The following is a 17,437-nucleotide window of genomic DNA, read 5'->3' as shown; positions in this document are numbered from 1 at the left end:
TTCGACTTTCTTTCGCCCGCACCAGCCCCTCACCCATAGCCCTACTCGCCCTTATCCTCAAGCTGCTCAAACGCCGCCTTCATCGTAGGATTCTTGCGGGTCAGCTTCTTCACCGTCACATCTTGCGCCTTGTCGTTTGCCAATCGAAGATTCCGATCCGTGCTCATCAGCGCGTCCTTGGTCTTTTGCAGGTGATTGATGGATTTGTCGATCTCATCAATCGCCGTCTGGAATTTCCGGGACGCCACATCATAGTTCTTGGCAAACGCCGTTTTGAATGTATCCAGATCACTCTCAAAGTTGGTGATATCAATGTTCTGGGCTTTGACCAACGCCAGCTCCTGCTTGTACTCAAGGGAATTCATGGCGGCATTGCGCAGTAGCGTGATCATGGGAATGAAAAACTGGGGACGGATCACGTACATCTTGGGGTAACGGTGAAAGACGTCGACAATGCCGGAATTGTAGAGGTCACTGTCGGGTTCCAGCAGGGATACCAGGATGGCGTATTCGCAGCCCTTCTCGTTACGATCCTTGTCCAGCTCCTTGAGAAAGTCTTCATTTTTCTTCTTGGTCGCAGTGGCATCGCTCTCGTTCTTCATCTCGAACATGATCGAGACGATGGGCGTATCGTTCTCGTCAACATCGCGGAAGATGTAGTCACCCATGCTGCCGGAGCTGGCGTCGTTGTCCTTCTCAAAATAAGCCCGTGGGAAAGCCGTCGAGCGAATCCGGTTGAACTCGGTTTCGCAGTGCTGCTCCAGGGTCTCACCCACCATCTTGGTGGACAGCCGCGCCTTCATATCCCGCAAGCGCTCAATGGCATCGTCCCGGTCTTTGATCTGAGTCTCGTATTTGTCCTTGAGCGAGCGCTCGGCAGCCGCCTTCTCTAGCTCGGCCTGACTCAGCTTATGCTGCAGCGTATCGCGCTCTTTTTCTACGACAGAGACCGCTTGGGTAATAGCGAGCAGCTTGCTGGTATCCGTGGCATCAAGTTTGGATTTCAGCTCTTGGATTTCCTGGTTAAGCTTGGCTTCAATCAACTGCGTGGCCGATTCGTTATCACTCTTTGCCTGCTTGAGGTCACTTAACAGGGAATCGCGCTCTTTCTCGACCACTTTCAACGCTTCTGAGATGGCAAGTTTTTGGGCAACCTCGCCGGCCTCCAGCTTGGACTTCAGTTCCTGGAGCTCCTTATCCTTAGCTGCTTCCGACTTCTGCATTTCACTGGCTGCCTGCTCCCTGGCCAGAGCGAGCGCGCTGTTTTTTTCTTTTTCGGCCAGCGTGAGCCGTTCCTGCAGCTGCTCCTCGAAAGCATGGTCTCGAACCTGTTTGAGGATATCCGCATAACCGGCTTCATCGATTTTGAAGGCCTTGCTGCAGTGGGGACAGATAATCTCGTTCATGCCAAATTCCTTTTTATAATTGGACGAGCTTGCGCCCCTACAACGACGTCAAAAACCGAACGGAGGCTATTGCACTTGCGGATATGGTTTCACCGCCTGCATCAAAACACGTAATCCACGATGAAGAAGGCCCTTCTCGCTTCCGGCACCCATACAGGTATGCACAAGCAGTTTCTAGCGTATCTTGGCCACGGTCATGCGCATTGTTTACAAACTTCACAATGCAGGGCTTCAATAACTCCCTGAAGTGGTCGAACAACTGGAAGCCAGCACTCTCATTTAAACCATTACAGATATCCTCAACAATTTCCGGCATACCCAGATAGTCATGCTGCGACAATGACTGGCTATGTAGAGCTATCGCAGGTACAAGATATGCAAACGGCCCCCAATGGAATGAATCAGGAGCTTTCAGATTATACTGAAAGTCTGACACTCCATTTTTTTGCATCGACTGAAGCTCTCTAGCAATCTCGGCTGATGGGGCAGTGTCAATCAGTAGTTTCCAGATTTGAGGCAAGACTTTTCCTAACGGCAAAAGACCTTCAGTGAATTCATTGCCGGGGAGTGTCCTAGTGAAATGGAACCATGAAACTTGCTCTGGCAACTCCGGTCGGTTCAATTCATCACTAAGCCGCTCAAGAAGGTATTTATTAGGTTCTTCATCAGGACTTTCGGCTGATGCGTAAATCAAATCGAGATCCAGACTGTCAAAAACGTCATAGAGATCCTCTGGCATGCACCTAAATGCTGCCGACAATGACCTCTCAGTGCTCTCCTCTGTTTCGCAGTCAAGTACAAAGCCCACTTAATTAACCCTTTTTACCGGTCACAGCCTTAACCTCAGCCAACAAATCACCAAACATGCCGTAGTTGGCCTTCACCCCATCATCGAGATCCAATGTAATGCGCTGGTCGGCGTAGTGGCGGAGGTTTTCGTCGAAGCGGCGGAGTTCGTGGAGTTGTTTGATGAGCTTGTCTTTTTGCTTCTGAAAGCGTTTTTGTTCGGCGCTGGAGGTGGAGGCCTGGATGTCCTGATCCAGGTTGTCGATGCGGGCCTGCATGCGGGACTGGAGAGGCACGACGTATTCCATGCGCATGCGCGACAGCGTACCGGCGTTGTAGCGGTGCAGGTAGACAAGGGCTTCGAAGGCTTTGTGTTTGCCGGAGCTGAACAGCCAGTAGATGGGCCGTTTTTTGTAAGTTTGCAGGTGGTCTTTGTAGAAGTCGCGGCTTAAGTAGCGGCGGATGGTGTCGTCAGCGGATTCGCTGGCTTTGCTGCCGAGGGATTCGGCGAGCCAGGCCATATTTTCAGCTTCAGTGTCTTCGCCCCAGACGACGCGGACGAATTCGCGGATGCGGTTGGCACCGTCGTCGTCGAACCAGGCTTCATCGGTGATCGGAACGATGCCGTCGCCGTCGGCCGGGAAGGTTTCATAGCAGCTAGGGTCGAAGCCTTCGTTGCCGGCATGGGCGTAGATCAGGCCGGGGGTGTCGAGGCTGTAGCGACCCATCATGCAGCCGATGGCGTAGGAAGCTAGCTCTTCGGAGACCAACTTCCTATGTTCTTCCGCGCCGCTTGATCGATTCTTCCCTTTCCCGCGATAGGCCAAATTTCCAGTTAAAGAAATCTCAGATAGCGGAACTTTCGGAGACACATGATCTGATAAACCCAATCGATCAATGATTTCCTTATTGTTCTGCTCTTCCAAATTTCTGAGTTCATTGGTGCGATCTTGACGACCCTGAATAAGCGCTCTCGCACAATCACTAATTCGACAAGAGACACTATTTATCTGAACGAGAGGAGAAGATGAAAACTCCCCACTAACTTCATATGAATCCCAGTCGTCCTTTGCCAAATGGATAGCTTTCTCTGCTGTGTTCGGATCCCCGCTGAGTAGGTTAGGTAGCTTCAATACCTCGCCCGGGTTCGCATGTAAGCCAGGATTTAGGGCAGACATCACCCATTTCGAAAGACTGCTATTGAGCAATAGCAAGATCCTCAAATCCAGCTTCTCTCCAAGCGGGAATATCGTAGGTGATACAGAGCTATATTCAGTATCTTCAAGCTTCAAACGGAAGCCACTTTGGATGCCAATATCAGACCAAGTGATACCTTGCCTATTCCAGTACATTTCCCTCGTAAGGCCACCCTTTCTTGCATAATAAGCCCTTGCCGTCTCTGACCAATCAACCACGAAGAGGCGATTGCCATACCATTTCCTGAAGTCCCCACCCTTCTCGTAATATCTCCAACGGTTGTTCGGGCCGACGCTTCCAGATTCCAGCTCCCAGTGGAACCGAACAAAGTTCTCGTCATTGTGAGTCTTACAACGCCCACCAGACTCGTAGAAGTCGTTTAGCGGTGAATACTTAAAAACGCGTTCGTATGGTGCCCAGTAAGCAATTGGAGAGTCAGGAATTTTTTGGAAAGCTTCTTGCCCAACGAAAAACACAATATTATCGTCGCGATCTCGAAATACAGATCCCTTGTCTGCTGAGCGCGGAGCGCTATTGAGATTTACAAAAGTTCCGGTCGCGAAAGGAACATTTGACCGAAAAATGGAAAAGGCTGCTCCAAGGGCAACTTTAGAATTTAATTCCGGGAAACTGTTGAATCCTATTTGCACCAGAGAGTCGATTGTGCTTTTTTTTAGAAGTCGAGAACGTAATTCTGAAAATGTAGATTGAAACATCCAGCTCTGCAACGTGACCATACTGTTGAATCCAGCAGGTTTACACCAACCGAAACCCCGTTCGATGAACATAGCAAACAAATTCGACTTGCCGGCCGGAAACGTTTTCTTGGCCCATGCCTTGAGGTCATCGCCCATGCCCTTGCTGTCCATGTACGGCGGATTTGCTACCACTGTATCGAACTTTTTGTCTAGAATTTCCGCCTGTTCTACCAGTTTCAGCAGGGTCTCAGCCGCGTCGCGCCCAAGCAAATCCCCACTCCCTCGAATTGTTTCAATCTCCCGTTTCAGTTCAGGGAGAGTATCGGCCAGTTCGTTGGGAATTTGAATCAGCGACCCAAAGGTCTTCGCCTGCTCGAAGGTCTCCACAAGCTGGCTGACCTTCCTATATTCAATCTGCGGCGCATTCAGCGCACTGTGTAGATCCGCCGCACTGCCTTCCTTCGCTTCCTGCAAGGCCAGTAAATTCAACGCCACCGGCTGCCCAAACAAGCACCGATCATCCGCCCGCGCCTTCATCAACAAGGCAAAGCCGGCGAGTTGAGCGGCACGGTCGTCGATGTCCAGCCCGTAGAGGTTCTTTTCCAGAATCAGCCGGGGGATGTCCTGCCGGCGGTAGCCGCGTTCGAGGTAGATGTCGCGCAGCAGGTCGTAGGCTTCCACCAGGATGTGGCCGGAGCCGCAGGCCGGGTCGAGCAGCGTGAGGGATTCGGGGTTGAGGGTGGCGCCGTCCTCGTCGATGCGAGTCTGGATGAGCGCGTCCAGCTGGGCGTTGACTTTATCCGTCTGGTCTGCGGGCTGTATATAGTACTCCCACTTGGTTGCCAGTGTGCTGGTGGGGCTGGCCATCAGCCAGAGACGGCCGAGGCTGTTCTGCACCAGGTATTTGACGATCCAGTTGGGGGTAAAGAGCTGGGTGGCGGCGGGGATGTCCTCGCTTTTCACCACCTTGCCGATGACCTGATCCTTCTTCTCGCTGATGTAGAACTGGTAGAGCCAGCCGATGATTTCCACGTCCTGCCAGTCGGCCTCATCGATGGCGGTGACGAGCTTGCCCAGAATCGAATCGGTGCGCAGCAGGCCGTCGGGCAGCAGCAGCTCGGTGGCGTCGTCCAGGGATTCGAACAGGAAGGGCATGGCCTGATGCAGAGCGTGGCATTGGGCCAGCAGCACCTCGCGGTACAGCTCTTCATCTTTATTGCCCGCCAGTTTGAGTTCCAGCGCGACGGACTTATCCAGCCCCGGCAAGTCCAGGTCTGCAATATGGTCTAGGATCTCGGGCTGAGTATGACCGGTTTCTGTATTGGCAGGATGGCTGAGCACCCGATAACCATGATCCAGAAAACCGTGCAGCTCCATATAGCGGACGGCCACCAGGCGGTTGAACCAGGTATAGGCCATGGCCTCCATCACCTGCGCAAAACCTTGCTCCCGAATGCGAGCTTCAAGGGTAGTGCGCATTTGGCCATAGGCTGCCGGGAAGGCACGACCATTGATGAGCAGGGCTTCGCCCTGCTTTTCAACTTTGGCGGGACTTTCAGGATTCAGCCCCAGCAGCTCGGCACGGCGAGTAACGGTAGCGATAAAATCGAGTCGCGCCTGGGGAGCGTACTTCTTGAGTGCGGATTTATTCATGCTTTCGCTCACGTCCCAACTTTTTAGCGGATTTGCACGCGGCAGTCTTTAGCCAGTGCATCCATCATTTCTTTGCGCAGCGCTTCCAGATATTGCTCGGCACTTTCCGCATCTTCGATGTAGGTGCTGGTAAGCCGGCTGGCGTGGATCGCTTTCACTGGCTTTACTGCTGGCACGGTTTCGACCGGATACTCGCCGGTTTCTTCCGCTACCTTTTTGGCTTTGGCGGAAATTTTGGCGAGTTTGTCTACCGCATCGTCCGCTGCATCGGTGGACTGGGTGGATAGCTGATGGAGGTGTGCCAGGCTGGTTTGTGTTTCTGCCCGTTGGCGCAGGGTTTGAAGCGGGTGCAGGCATTGGTTGCGGGTATCCGCATCGGCCTTGGCGGCATCCAGATCGGCGCTGACCCGTGCAATTTGGCTATCGATATAGTCCAGCGCATGGGTGCGCACCCTGGCGATCTCCGCGCTGTTCACCTGGTCGATTTTGCTCACTAGGGCTTCCACCTCTTGCAGCAGGCCAAAGGGCGAAGGCGCCGTGCGGATGGCTTCCAGCCGTTGCAGCGCGGTTTTTGCGCCGTTGTCTTTTTCCAGCGCGGGGCGGTTAGGGTCAAACTCGCGCAGCGCCTGGATGAGCTTGTCCCAGACCGGCTTCTGGTTGGTGAAGAAGTGGCCAAGCTCTTGATGATTATCGGCGGCATCCAGCAGGTCATCTTTGTGGCCGGTGAACTGCTGTATGGCCGTAAAGCTGTCGGGTGGGGACAGCAGCTTGTCGCACAGGGCCAGGCCTTCATCCGCCAGGGACTTGCCGGGGTAGCCGGTGTTGCTGAGGGTGTTCCACTGCTTGAAGTCTTGCTGCCAGTTTTGCAGATGGCCTTTGATGGCCGCATAGAGGCGGTCTTCATCTTCAGGGGGGAGCTTGCCGAAGATGTCACGGGTGAGGTTTCTGGCTTGCTGAAGCTCACCACTACCAATGGCTTTGCGACGCTCTACCTCAATGGAGCGCCAGCGCGACGGCGGGTTGAGCTGCTCGTAGACCTTCTCGATAGGCAATACGGTTTGATTGAGCTTGAGGCTGAGCTCCCCCGCCCTGACCAAACGAATCACCAGCAAAACGGTTTCCCATTCCGACCAGCCATAGGGGCGGCGGGCAAAGTGGGTATTGGCTAGGTCATGCAGGATGATTTGGCGGTGGCTGGCACTGGCCAGTTCGACGTATTGCTGCACTTCTTTCAGGGCGCGGGGGTTGACGGTCTCGCCTTCGCCCAGATCCAGGGCCAGCGTTGACGGATCATCCAGCAGAGCTTTGATCTCGGCCTGCGGATCCCCGGTGAGGTGTTCGATATAGGCCAGTTTGCCAAAGCTGTTGCGCACCAGGTCATGCAGGGCTTCATTGACGATGGCCTGGGCGGTGGAGGCTTTGAGGACTGGTTGATGGCCGGCAGCAAACGCCACGGCGTTTTGCAGGAGCTTTTCCAGGGTGATTTTGAGGCGATCACGGCGCTGACGATTTTCATCGGCGCGGTCTTGCAGGATACGCCTGGCGGTGGATGGCAGGCTGCCATCCGTACGCTTCATCACGTATTTGTCGGTCTGGATGTACTGCCGCAGCTCGGTGGCCAGCTGACTATCGTCTGGCAGGCGCAAAATGACCTGGCCGTCGCCGTCGGTACTGCGCATGAGGGTTTTGTCGTCGCGCCATTCGTCGCGGTCGTCAATCAGCGGGGTGATGACCTGGAGATTCAGGGCACCCTCATTGCGATTGCCGTAAGGGTGTTGGTCACAGCTGAGGTTAAGGGCAAAGTCATTGCCGTTGTCGGTAAAGCGGAATTTGCGCATACCGCCAAGCAGGTCTTCAAAAATCAGCTCCCCCAGCTTCTTGGCTTCTTCTGCGGCGGTGAGGTCGACCGCTTTGATCTCGCGGCTGATATCACGCTCTTCATTGGTGAGGAAGAAGAAGTTATCGCCGTTGCGGCTGACCAGGGTTTGACCTTCCAGCCGCTGCAGGCTTTCCTCGATTTGCGTGCGCAGGCCACGACGGTCGGCGTCGATCTGGTCGATAAACAAGGTAATGAGGTTATCGACATTGCCTGGGATCTCGTCCACATAGCGGATCAAGAACAGGGTTTGCAGCACGTTGACATCGAAATCCTGCAGCGAGGGGTTCTTGGCGGCGTTTTCGATGGTGGATTTCACCACCCCTTCGAGGAAGCTTTCAATGGAGGGGTAAAAACAGTACAGCGGCACCAGTATACCCGGCTCCTGCTCTACCACCGCTTTGGCAGCAGATTGGAAAGCATCCAGCAGCGAGCGCTCACCCCGCGCCAGGTGCAAGCCAGTGGCGCCGGCCTTGCGCACGGATTCAAAGATGCTTTGCACCAGGGTGAACTGGTAGGGCGCAAAGGGGTACACCTCCGCGAATTCATCTTCATCGGCGTAGGCCTTGAAGGTGCGCCCGGTGTTGGTGAAGCTGAGCTGGTTTTTGAGAATGTCCGCTTCTTTGCGGAATAGCTCGCGCAGGGTGTCTGCGGCTTCCGGGCGCTTTTTCAGCAAGCGCTTTTGGATGACCTCATCGACGTTGGCAGACGACAGCGACAGGCGGGTGCGAAAACGCCCCTGAATTTTGGAGAAGTCGTTGGCGCTGCTGGCTTTGAGCTGACCGACAACGGCGTCGATATCTTCCTGGGAGGTGACAATAACCCAAGCGCGGCCATCACAGATGGTGCCCAGGTTTTCCGTGATGGTTTGCAGGTTCAGCATCAACTGGGTGTTGCCACCAATGAACTGTCCTATCTCGTCCACCAGAAAGACGATGCGGTGCTGTTTACCGCATTTGTCCAAGTACTCCTTGATCATCTTGCCGACGTTTTCGACCGAGAGCCAGTTGTCGAAGTCGCGCTCCAGGCGCTCCAGCCAAACATCGGGATCGGATACCGCTTGCCCCATGGCTGCGCCATAGGCGGTGGCGACGGCATCAGAGTAGAAGGTGTAGCCGTCACGCTCATCCAACCAGGGGGAGCCTGCCGCTTTTTCGAATTCGGCTTTGAAGGTGTCGAACGCGCCTTTTTCCTCCAGCTCCTGCTCCAGGCGGGCAATATGTGGGTGATCCGGGCTGAAGCCGCGCATTTCGTTGAAGACTTTCAGGAACACCTTGAGGATGGCATCGCGGGAGTTATCGGCATCGGCTTTGCTGTCGATATTGAACAGCAGCACGTCGGTGTCACCGGTAATGGCGCGGGCAATGTCGCCCGCCAGCATGGGATCGGTGATTTTGTCCTCGAAGAAGTCCTGGGCTTTGCGGGTTTGCCCTTCCTGGCTGACCTGCCGATTGGCGAGCAGGTAGGAGAGGATTTTGATGAAGTGCGATTTACCGCTGCCGAAGAAGCCGGAGACCCAGACCCCCACATTGCCGCTGGCCTCAGCGGGGTTATCCAGGGCAGAGAGATAGCGCTCGAAGAAACCGCGCAGGTGGCCATCCAGCTCTTTGGTGATGACGTATTCGTCGAGCTCCTGCCAGACGTTGGCGTCGTCCTTTTGATCCGCCTTGATGACGCCGTTAATGCTGCGCTGGATGCTGCGCTCGAACATATCCCCTATCGGCATGCTTTATCTCCCTGTTTATATTTTGTTTTCAATCGACCAGCCGAAAGGCACGGTAATATGGTGTGTCGCTTAACTGACCGAACAGGCGCAGCGACTGGCCGTCGTATTCGCCTGGAAAGAACAGCACCAGTGGCGTTAACCCGGTGTAGGGCTGCAAGACGTTGAGCAATTTGTGGGTACGGATGATCGGATAGGCACTGCCGACTCCATCGATCAGGTAGGCGTCGTAGTCATCGACCGGCCATTTTGCGGTGATAAAGTCTGCTACCTTTTCTGCCTTTAACGGCCCCTTAAGCTGTTTCAGTAACGCCTCGCCACCCTTGGCGGCTTGCAGCTTCACGGCCTTGTCGTAGAAATTGCGCTCTTCCAGCATATCTACCAACACCTGGAACAGGTGAACGCGGGCAACCTTAAGCAACGGCTTGGATTTGGCAAGCTGTGCAACCAAGAAGTCAACATGCTCGCGCACCTGCACCTCACTTTCTGCCGGGTAATCGAAGGCATAAAACGGCACTTCATTACCCAGACCTTGGTTTTCCCTGAATTTAGTTGACGTCAGGGTGGGCAGTATTTTGTTCAGTCGTTCGTCAAGGCGGTTCACGCCGGTCTCCCTTTCAATGCGCGCAATCCATGGCTGACAGAATGTCGTTATGGCCATGTGTGGCCAAATAATGACGGACTTCAGGCAGCACACGCACATACTGCAAGGATTTCGTTTTATTTTTAGCCAGATAGCCGGCCTCAGTCAGTATGCGGTAGGCATTCTGGCGAAGCTTGGCTTGGGTGCCCTCGGAGACCTCGGCCAGGTTGGCGTGCACGAGAGTCATGTCTGCAAAGAAGCTTCGCCAGATACGGTCTTCCAGGCCAGGGCTCATTCGGCGGTACTCATCACTTAACGCGGTGCGCATGAACTCGGCCAGCAACGGCGAAAATTTCAGGGCGCAGGCCAGAATCGCCTGGGTCGCCGTTGGGCGTTCTGCATTGGCAACAATCTCCCAGAGCGTCTCATCCATGGTTTCCAGGCGCATGCGGGCTATAGTGGCGTAGCTTTTGGCGGTATTGACCGTTTTCGCCTGAAGGACATTCTCTGCCTCGATTGCCTGCCGCCACCGCTCGACATCCGGGTGCTCCAGCAACAGACGAGCGATAGCCTGCGTTTCAGGAACGATCAGCGATGCCTTGGTAAAATTGGCTAGCAATGGGGCTCCTTGTCTGGCTTGGTACAGCGATGGCCGGTGAGATTGCAGGTCGGGCTGGTGACCTATTCCGCAACCGCCCGATTTTATTGGCATTTTAGCGGTGCAGCCTCCGATTGTAACCCGCATAGAGAGACATACGCAGGGGGCGCTAACGCGAGCTGAACTCCACCATTGTTGCAACATCTTCCCCCTCTCCTATCCCCATGAGGTTGCACTTCACAGCCTCGCAAAGCGCAACGTACAGCAATGGGGGCCTGGGCCAGAGCCGTCGCGCCACCCGTCACATTACAGGAATACTGCTGGCCTACCTGATCCCGGGCGAACCTAATAACTTTTCCGTATGTTACCGGCCGGAGCTATCCAAGTCCCTACCCCACCTGAATCATGTTCTCTCCATTCTGTCGGTGGCCGGTTTAATCAACTCCATACTGCATTTTCAGCTCCGCCAGCCGGTTACGATCTCGCTCGCTGAAACCTCTAGTGGAATACAGGGCTTCGCCATCCGGCCCGTCCAGCTGTTCCACCATCACAGTAAAGATCGCATCTGCAGGAGCATCCACTTTGCCCCAATCAGAATAACTGTTCGGTGCCAGCGTCCAGGAGGCATCCTCACCCGGCTCCAAGCCACCGGAAATGCTGTAATTGAACTGGTCTTCATGCCAGGGCACGCTCCGGCCAGGGCTGGCGATGGTGCCGGAGAAATAGGCACGGGAGATGGCTTGATCCGTGCCGTTCTTGACCGTTAGCTCAATGATCGGCTGCTCGCCAAGGTATTGCCGTTCTCGCATATAGAAGCGGGAGCGAACCACTTGGAACTGCTCCAGCTGCTGTTTGGCCTGCTCAGCCTTGTCCCGCTTGGCAACAAGTTCGCGGATCTCGGCCAGTGCTTGCTCTTTCTCCCGGGCTTTGCGCTCGGCCTGAATTTGCTCTGCCTGGGCCAGCACCTGCTCCGCCGTCTTGCCGTTCAGGGCGTCCCGCATTTTGCCTTCCATATCACCCGCACCAGCTCCGCCATTGGCAAACAGGCTTTTCATATCGATCTGACTAAAGGCGATCAACTGAACCGCCTGATCAAACTCTGACCGCTTCGCCTCAGGCAATGACTCCCGGGCCTTGGCCACAGACTCTTTCATCTTGGCCTCACTGGAGGCATCAATGGTGGGGTCGGAACAGCCGGTAAAGGCCATGGTCGCCAGGACAAGCATCAGTAGTGCATAGACTTTCATTGTTTTCTCCTTCGCCACTTTTCCCTAAGTCAGATGCGGCATCCTGCCGCTGTTGTCTCGTCCATGATGACACCCAAAGGCTATTTACTTATTATCGTCATGTCGATACTGAATACATGAACACGTCGCCTTTTGACACATATCGCTTTTTGGAGCATATCCATGGCACGGACAGCAGGTAAAAACGCAGCGGACTGGCCGCTGCGCTGGGATCTGTTATTGCGCTACAGACTGATCGAGGTGATCGCCCTCTGGGAAGGGAGACTGACGACCAACCACCTTCAGCGGGCGTTTGGCATTGGTCGGCAGCAAGCCAGCAAGGACATTAACCACTATCTTGCTGAATATGCGCCGGCCAACCTGGTTTACGACCGCTCCCTTAAGGGCTACAAGCCCGCCAGCACCTTCAAGCCCGTATTCACACGGGGCGTGGCCGATGAATACCTGCAGATGATGCATGCCCGGGAGGACCTCAGTTGTGCCTTTGAGGCCCTGGATGTGCGCGAACTCAATACCGAAGTGCTACTTCCTCCTTCCCGTGACCTACGCCCGAGTGTGCTGCGCCCGATTCTCCAGGCCTGCCGGGATAAACTCCGCGTGGAGGTCCAGTACGCCTCCTTGAGCAACCCGGAGCCTGAGTATCGCGTTATCCAGCCCCACACAGTGGTGCACAGTGGCATGCGCTGGCATGTCCGTGCCTGGTGCGAGAAGAGTAGCGGCTACCGGGATTTCGTATTAAGCCGGATTCAGGATGAACCCGAGCTGACGCTTCCAGGCGAGTACCACGCTGAACAGGATGATGCCTGGCAAGAGCGGCTTACTCTGCAGGTCACTCCAGACCCCCGTCTTTCTGCGTCTCAGCAGGAAGTGATTGCGCTGGATTACGGCATGACCGATGGGGCGCTGACTATTGAGTGCCGGGCCGCCATGGCCAATTACATTGTGCAGCTGCTTAGGCTGGATGGGCCGCACCACCGAGACCCCGAGGCCCAGCAGGTGGTGCTGGCTAATAGGGATGAGGTGAAGGGCTGGCTTTGGGGGGCTGGCTAGCGACCAGCCCGTTTCGCCCTCACCCTTTCAAAATGGTTCGTAATCAGGGAAATAGGCTTCACTGCCGGGGACCCGGCTAGACCCGTAACAGTCGGCTCCCGCTCGATAGTCTTTTGTGCGAATTTTCGCCATATAGCTCAGACGTCCGAACAGATCTGCAAACGCAAAGGGAAAATCGATATCGTGTGCATCTAGGTGGTACTCAGCGTTGCGCGGATAATCCACTAATCCCACCCCCTGCTCCTCAAAAATCCCCAACGCCGTGGCCCAAGCCCTGGTCAAGCGATGATGGAGCGACCCTGCGCGGGGCCTCCCTGGAGCAAAGAAATCATAGCCTTCAAGGCACCACTGTAGCTCATAGTTACCAATTGAATTGTACACATCCCGATTCAGAAAGATCGCGACATGAAAGTGACAGTTTTCTGCCCCACTCTTCTCCCTGGCCCAGAGAAAGGTAACGTCGCTTTGAAGCCGCCGCCCCGACTCAGTTGATCGAGCATTCAGGTCAGCCTGAACCTGAGCCTTTAGGGATTTCATGAATCGGCTGATCAGGCCTTTAGCTGGCATGGCGTATCCGTAGGGAAGACGGAGAACGAACAGCACTACAAAGCTACGTCTGTGCCTCTCTATGGCGCTCCTCATAACGTTCAAATTGACTTCAAGGTAGCGCTCTCCATACGGAGCTTGCTTCCCTAGAGGAAGACCTCTCCATTCATCTCCATAGATGAGCTTCAGGTTTGGGTAATCGTGATGACGTGACATTTAGCATTTCCTATTTTGGTTTCACCATAGGAAATGCTTGGCTGTAAATTTATATTTGTGGATTGAAGAGAGATCGGGCTTATTTAATTTTAACTATTAAACAGGAAACACCCATTCCACATATCTATTACCGGTAAAGACAGAAGCCTCCATCCCAATCGAAAGCCTGGCACAGCAGTGAAATTGGTGCTGCAAACACGGAATATTCCACTATCCAAATAAATAGGTAGAGGTGCGGGTGAAGAATCGAAAATGCGACTTTCCGCATCAAAAAAACTGCGATTCCCGCTACGCGTCGCAGGAATCGCAGGTAAAATTGATCAATGATGTCCGTTTTGCACTCCCCAAGGCAGAGGGAGCAGCGGGCAAAGATCCAGACATTGCGCGTTGCTCATGTCCACGTAGGAGCGAATGACTCCTTCGCGCAGCAGAACATCCAAAGCCCGGAAGAAGCGCCCTCCGGTTCGTTGAGCGTTCGGGCAACGCTTGTGCAGGTAAGTCTTACGGATGAACCGCCAGCCATCATCGCGAATCCGGTTAATGAGTTTATTCAACTCAATTGCATCTCTGATCTCTTCCGGCGGAGGAACGAACAGCTTCAGAAAGTCATCCGAGCACTCCGCACAGATGTCCGCTGCGACATTGAGCGTTTCTACGGAGATCGCATCCCCGTCCTCCTCAAAGTAGTGCAGCAGCGCGGCCACCCGGGCGATATTTTCACCCAGCTTGGACGCGTGATCGGAAGCATGCTCGAACTGACCGCCAGGGAGAATTGCCTCCTCAATACGGTCCGCCAACTTGTACCATGCCGCTGCGGCCTCCTCCGAGAATCGGATTTCCTCACGCTCAACATCCCCCACAATCCGTGCCATTCTGGCCTTACTCAGGATTTCACGGATTCGACGGTCGAACGCATCCAGATGCTCCCAGGAATTGGCCTGTCGGGTGGATAAACGAGTCCCCTGTGTCGATTCTGGGTTAATCACCAGGTACCTGGCCCAATGGCCCGAACCACGGATCTTTTCCCCTTTCTTTCCGGTTTGGGGCTTGAATATTTCCGGCTGCAGCATAATCGACACAGTAAGCCTTGCATCACTGATATTCAGAGAGGGCTTGCCAACCCGCGCGACAGAGACCTTGTCTCCACTCCAGAGGGAGTTCAAATGCGGCACGGCATCAAACGACTTACCATCCACGATGATGCCACCTTCGCTTGAAACCAAGGTGCCCACCCCTGTTTCATTCAATGCATTCAACATTGCCATGGGGGAGATGTCTTCGTAGACTATCTTCGCTCGCTGGGGTTTGGTTGGCTCAGTAGCCAGCAACTCACGCAGCGCCTCTCGGATGCTGGTCAATTCATGGTCGTCGCTACCAGATTTAGCCAGTTGCTTTTCGAGTTGCTTTTTCCGCCCCTTCCACTCCAGCATTTTGACCTTGTAATCTGCCAAGTTGCTGTTGTGCTCTTCCTCAAGGTTGTCATCGAGCGCCTTGATTTCTTTCATGAATCTTCGCTCGACTGTCGATTTACGTTCGCCAGAAAGCGCAATCCCCACCAAAGAAAGACTAATTGGCACTTTTGCACCATATGGCATAACCACATCAGCCAGGGACTGGGCGGCTGACGACAGCGCCGCCAGCCCTCCCATTAAGCACAGTCGGTACGGTGCCTGGTAATTTTGATGTGCCTGGCGCACAGCCTCCCCTAAGAGAGGTTTGGATTGGCAGAATGCTGCGGGATTGGGCTCACCCTTCATGTGATACGCCATGATCAAGCCCCCCATGTCGCAGAAGTTGGCCGGGACTCAACCCATTCGACGACCTCATGACAGTACCACCCCACGGATCTGGGACCGAGATTCACTTTCTTCGGCCAATCAGGGTCGTGATAAGGCGAACAGGGATCCATTTTGGCATAGATGGTGGACTTCGAGAGGCCAGTTATCCGCTGCACCTCTGGCAAGCGGATAACCTGATACTGAAGCGTGGAGAGACAGCTTAGCGCACCATTGCCAGCCACATGGGTGTTGCTTTTTTGAACAGAACGGTCCATTTCGGACTCCTTCGTAGTTAAGAGGAGAACGAAATGTAGAAAAGATCAGATCGGTTATCGGAAATAAGAAATAGCAGAGCCGATATTCGCGAACAAAAGCATGTAACTGCATGTTTTTATTAAGTTAAAATAAACAAATTATCCTTGTCTTCATCGCTCAGCAACACATCCGCCACAGCGGAGAAATAGTCAGTTTTAATTTGATTGCGCCCCAGGAAGACATACAAATCACTTTTCCACTCTTGCCTCTTTTCTTTCCTGGCCGTTCTGGCGCGGCCAAACACAAACTGTCTCCATGCCTCAATCAGAATCGGCAATGAAGTCTTCTTCAAAATATCTACATCCTTACTCCTTACCTTCAAACCCCTCCCTTTTCCGGCAGAAGTTTTTGTGGAGCTCTGAAAACGAAGGGTGATTAATCTCACAAGTTTCTTGGAATAACTAGGATGCGTTTTCGGTAATGCATGCATAAGCTGGAGGCAATAATCTGTATCCGCCTTCCCACTTATAAGAGGCTGCTTCCATGTGCAGATTGCAATGGCCACATAATCAATAAGTTTGTCCGCGTTCAATAACTGGTTTTCTTTGACATCTGCAACCTCACAAATCCACTGAATAGCCATAACCCTACTTTCAGAAAATCCATCAACATCCTTGAGACTATCGTAACAGGGGGTGGCTGTGGCTGGCAGGACTTCCTGCCTTTCAGAGAAGCTCTCCTCCTGTGCATTTTCTCTACACTCGGCATCGTGCTCTTCAATTGCTTTACAGTTCAACATCTCCCTATCTCTAGCCAGAAAAAGTAGCTGTGACGCCCGTACCGTTATTCTTCTAGGCTCAGGAACGATAGATGATAAAGCACCATTTTCGAGATGGTCGGCATCAAGAGCGTAATCGCATAACTTGTATTCATGCCTGACTCTGGGCCGGCAAAGCATTTCCTTTCCGGGAGGAGCATCAAGGAAAATCTCACTGCCATGCCATGTAGGTCGATAGCTTGGAACCCGCCAATACTGATCGCCAACTCTTGCCGATAGATAAGGAAACGAGAAAACACCCACGGATTTTATATGCTTCTGCACTTCGGTATGAAACGACGCTCTTTTCGATACATTTACAGGTTCAACTCCGGGTGACCTCAAAGCACCAATCAACAAATCGATAAACTCTACCGAAAATGCAAATATCCCGTCTAAAGGCTGCTCATGAGACAGGCGACCTACAGAAAGTCCCGAGATATTGCTCTCATAGCGAGTCTTAGGGTAAAGAGCAAGGTCGAATCGAGATTCGCACTCCTCATCTCTGTAAACGCCTCCTCCTGCCAGGCTTTCAAGTTCATCTTTGGGTATTGGCATATCAGAGAAGATACTTTTCGCCCCGGGAACATAGTTACGCGTTATTGTTAAATATCTAACAGCCCTTCCTTCTTGATCAAAGCCAAGCCCCTCCTCAAAATACTGGCAATCGACCTCTCCCAATCTGGCAAGCTTTTCGATCGCCTCATGATCCAAGCGAAAGGCAACAACATTGTTTTGTTTCACCGGCTCGTAGAGGAAGTAATTATCCGATTTGCGGATTTTTTCACCAACAAACCCATGAATCACAGAGTGCGGGTTGCTTACTTTAATAAAAGCCCAGACATCCCCAGCTAACAGCAATTTCATTACCCTGCTCTGGGTATCGATGTCGCCTTCAACGACCTCATCATACCTAAACAGCTGTCTTTCCATGCCTCGCCTCTAAATACACTTCCTGCTTTACTTGCACTCCACTAGAGCAAGTCCCTAGCTGACATCGCTCCACTT

At 53.5% G+C, this 17,437-nt stretch carries 12 protein-coding genes; 1 reads left to right on the top strand and 11 read right to left on the bottom strand.

Translation table 11 applies throughout. The features are described 5' to 3' along the window. Nucleotides 1-41: 41 nt before the first annotated feature. The 7 genes from ADG881_RS14190 to ADG881_RS14160 all read right to left on the bottom strand — a co-directional run bounded on the left by ADG881_RS14190 (nt 42) and on the right by ADG881_RS14160 (nt 11,767). The gene (locus tag ADG881_RS14190; protein WP_007150002.1) at nt 42-1,406 is read right to left on the bottom strand and encodes a DUF2130 domain-containing protein; all 1,365 of its coding nucleotides are present in this window, start codon (nt 1,404-1,406) and stop codon (nt 42-44) included. A gap of 37 nt (nt 1,407-1,443) precedes the next feature. Beyond that, a complete protein-coding gene (locus ADG881_RS17270; RefSeq protein WP_050760171.1) occupies nt 1,444-2,145 on the bottom strand; it encodes a hypothetical protein in 702 nt (233 codons plus the stop codon). Between the two features lie 73 nt (nt 2,146-2,218). Continuing rightward, nucleotides 2,219-5,740: a BREX-1 system adenine-specific DNA-methyltransferase PglX gene (gene pglX / locus ADG881_RS14180; RefSeq protein ID WP_039926863.1), complete on the bottom strand. Its 3,522-nt coding sequence runs from the start codon at nt 5,738-5,740 to the stop codon at nt 2,219-2,221. Between the two features lie 23 nt (nt 5,741-5,763). Next, complete coding sequence (gene brxC / locus ADG881_RS14175) at nt 5,764-9,342, bottom strand: BREX system P-loop protein BrxC (RefSeq protein ID WP_039926861.1); 3,579 nt, start codon at nt 9,340-9,342, stop codon at nt 5,764-5,766. Nucleotides 9,343-9,370: 28 nt separating this feature from the next. Continuing rightward, the gene (locus ADG881_RS14170) at nt 9,371-9,943 is read right to left on the bottom strand and encodes a DUF1788 domain-containing protein (protein ID WP_007149489.1); all 573 of its coding nucleotides are present in this window, start codon (nt 9,941-9,943) and stop codon (nt 9,371-9,373) included. A 13-nt stretch (nt 9,944-9,956) separates the two neighbouring features. Continuing rightward, nucleotides 9,957-10,541 (bottom strand): DUF1819 family protein, encoded by a 585-nt coding sequence (locus ADG881_RS14165; RefSeq protein ID WP_007151172.1) that lies wholly within the window; start codon nt 10,539-10,541, stop codon nt 9,957-9,959. Nucleotides 10,542-10,954: 413 nt separating this feature from the next. Then, a complete protein-coding gene (locus ADG881_RS14160) occupies nt 10,955-11,767 on the bottom strand; it encodes a DUF6694 family lipoprotein (protein ID WP_007149778.1) in 813 nt (270 codons plus the stop codon). A 162-nt stretch (nt 11,768-11,929) separates the two neighbouring features. Between ADG881_RS14160 and ADG881_RS14155 the strand changes: the two genes are divergently transcribed. After that, nucleotides 11,930-12,817, top strand: a complete 888-nt coding sequence (locus tag ADG881_RS14155; protein ID WP_007148490.1) for a YafY family protein — start codon at nt 11,930-11,932, stop codon at nt 12,815-12,817. A 27-nt stretch (nt 12,818-12,844) separates the two neighbouring features. Here ADG881_RS14155 and ADG881_RS14150 read toward each other — a convergent pair whose 3' ends face one another. From ADG881_RS14150 to ADG881_RS14135, 4 genes are all read right to left on the bottom strand, one after another. After that, nucleotides 12,845-13,579: an inovirus Gp2 family protein gene (locus tag ADG881_RS14150; protein ID WP_039926859.1), complete on the bottom strand. Its 735-nt coding sequence runs from the start codon at nt 13,577-13,579 to the stop codon at nt 12,845-12,847. A 320-nt stretch (nt 13,580-13,899) separates the two neighbouring features. Then, a complete protein-coding gene (locus ADG881_RS14145; RefSeq protein ID WP_198005012.1) occupies nt 13,900-15,348 on the bottom strand; it encodes a YfjI family protein in 1,449 nt (482 codons plus the stop codon). Nucleotides 15,349-15,350: 2 nt separating this feature from the next. Continuing rightward, on the bottom strand, nt 15,351-15,632 hold the full coding sequence (locus ADG881_RS17895) for an AlpA family phage regulatory protein (RefSeq protein ID WP_083787487.1): 282 nt from the start codon (nt 15,630-15,632) through the stop codon (nt 15,351-15,353). A 119-nt stretch (nt 15,633-15,751) separates the two neighbouring features. Further along, a complete protein-coding gene (locus ADG881_RS14135) occupies nt 15,752-17,362 on the bottom strand; it encodes a hypothetical protein (protein WP_007149265.1) in 1,611 nt (536 codons plus the stop codon). Nucleotides 17,363-17,437 lie beyond the last annotated feature (75 nt).

Origin of the sequence: Alcanivorax sp. DG881 (assembly GCF_000155615.1) — a bacterium.
Classification (GTDB): domain Bacteria; phylum Pseudomonadota; class Gammaproteobacteria; order Pseudomonadales; family Alcanivoracaceae; genus Alcanivorax.
Note: the sequence above shows the minus strand (reverse complement) of the source record. Positions and strands in the feature narration are given on the sequence as shown.

Bases quoted from the DNA above. Each gene is read 5' to 3' on its own strand.
- ADG881_RS17895 (WP_083787487.1), bottom strand. From the start codon at position 15,632: ATGGACCGTTCTGTTCAAAAAAGCAACACCCATGTGGCTGGCAATGGT.
- ADG881_RS14190 (WP_007150002.1), bottom strand. From the start codon at position 1,406: ATGAACGAGATTATCTGTCCCCACTGCAGCAAGGCCTTCAAAATCGAT.
- ADG881_RS14150 (WP_039926859.1), bottom strand. From the start codon at position 13,579: ATGTCACGTCATCACGATTACCCAAACCTGAAGCTCATCTATGGAGAT.
- ADG881_RS14160 (WP_007149778.1), bottom strand. From the start codon at position 11,767: ATGAAAGTCTATGCACTACTGATGCTTGTCCTGGCGACCATGGCCTTT.
- ADG881_RS14145 (WP_198005012.1), bottom strand. From the start codon at position 15,348: ATGGCGTATCACATGAAGGGTGAGCCCAATCCCGCAGCATTCTGCCAA.
- brxC (WP_039926861.1), bottom strand. From the start codon at position 9,342: ATGCCGATAGGGGATATGTTCGAGCGCAGCATCCAGCGCAGCATTAAC.
- ADG881_RS14155 (WP_007148490.1), top strand. From the start codon at position 11,930: ATGGCACGGACAGCAGGTAAAAACGCAGCGGACTGGCCGCTGCGCTGG.
- ADG881_RS14135 (WP_007149265.1), bottom strand. From the start codon at position 17,362: ATGGAAAGACAGCTGTTTAGGTATGATGAGGTCGTTGAAGGCGACATC.
- pglX (WP_039926863.1), bottom strand. From the start codon at position 5,740: ATGAATAAATCCGCACTCAAGAAGTACGCTCCCCAGGCGCGACTCGAT.
- ADG881_RS17270 (WP_050760171.1), bottom strand. From the start codon at position 2,145: ATGCCAGAGGATCTCTATGACGTTTTTGACAGTCTGGATCTCGATTTG.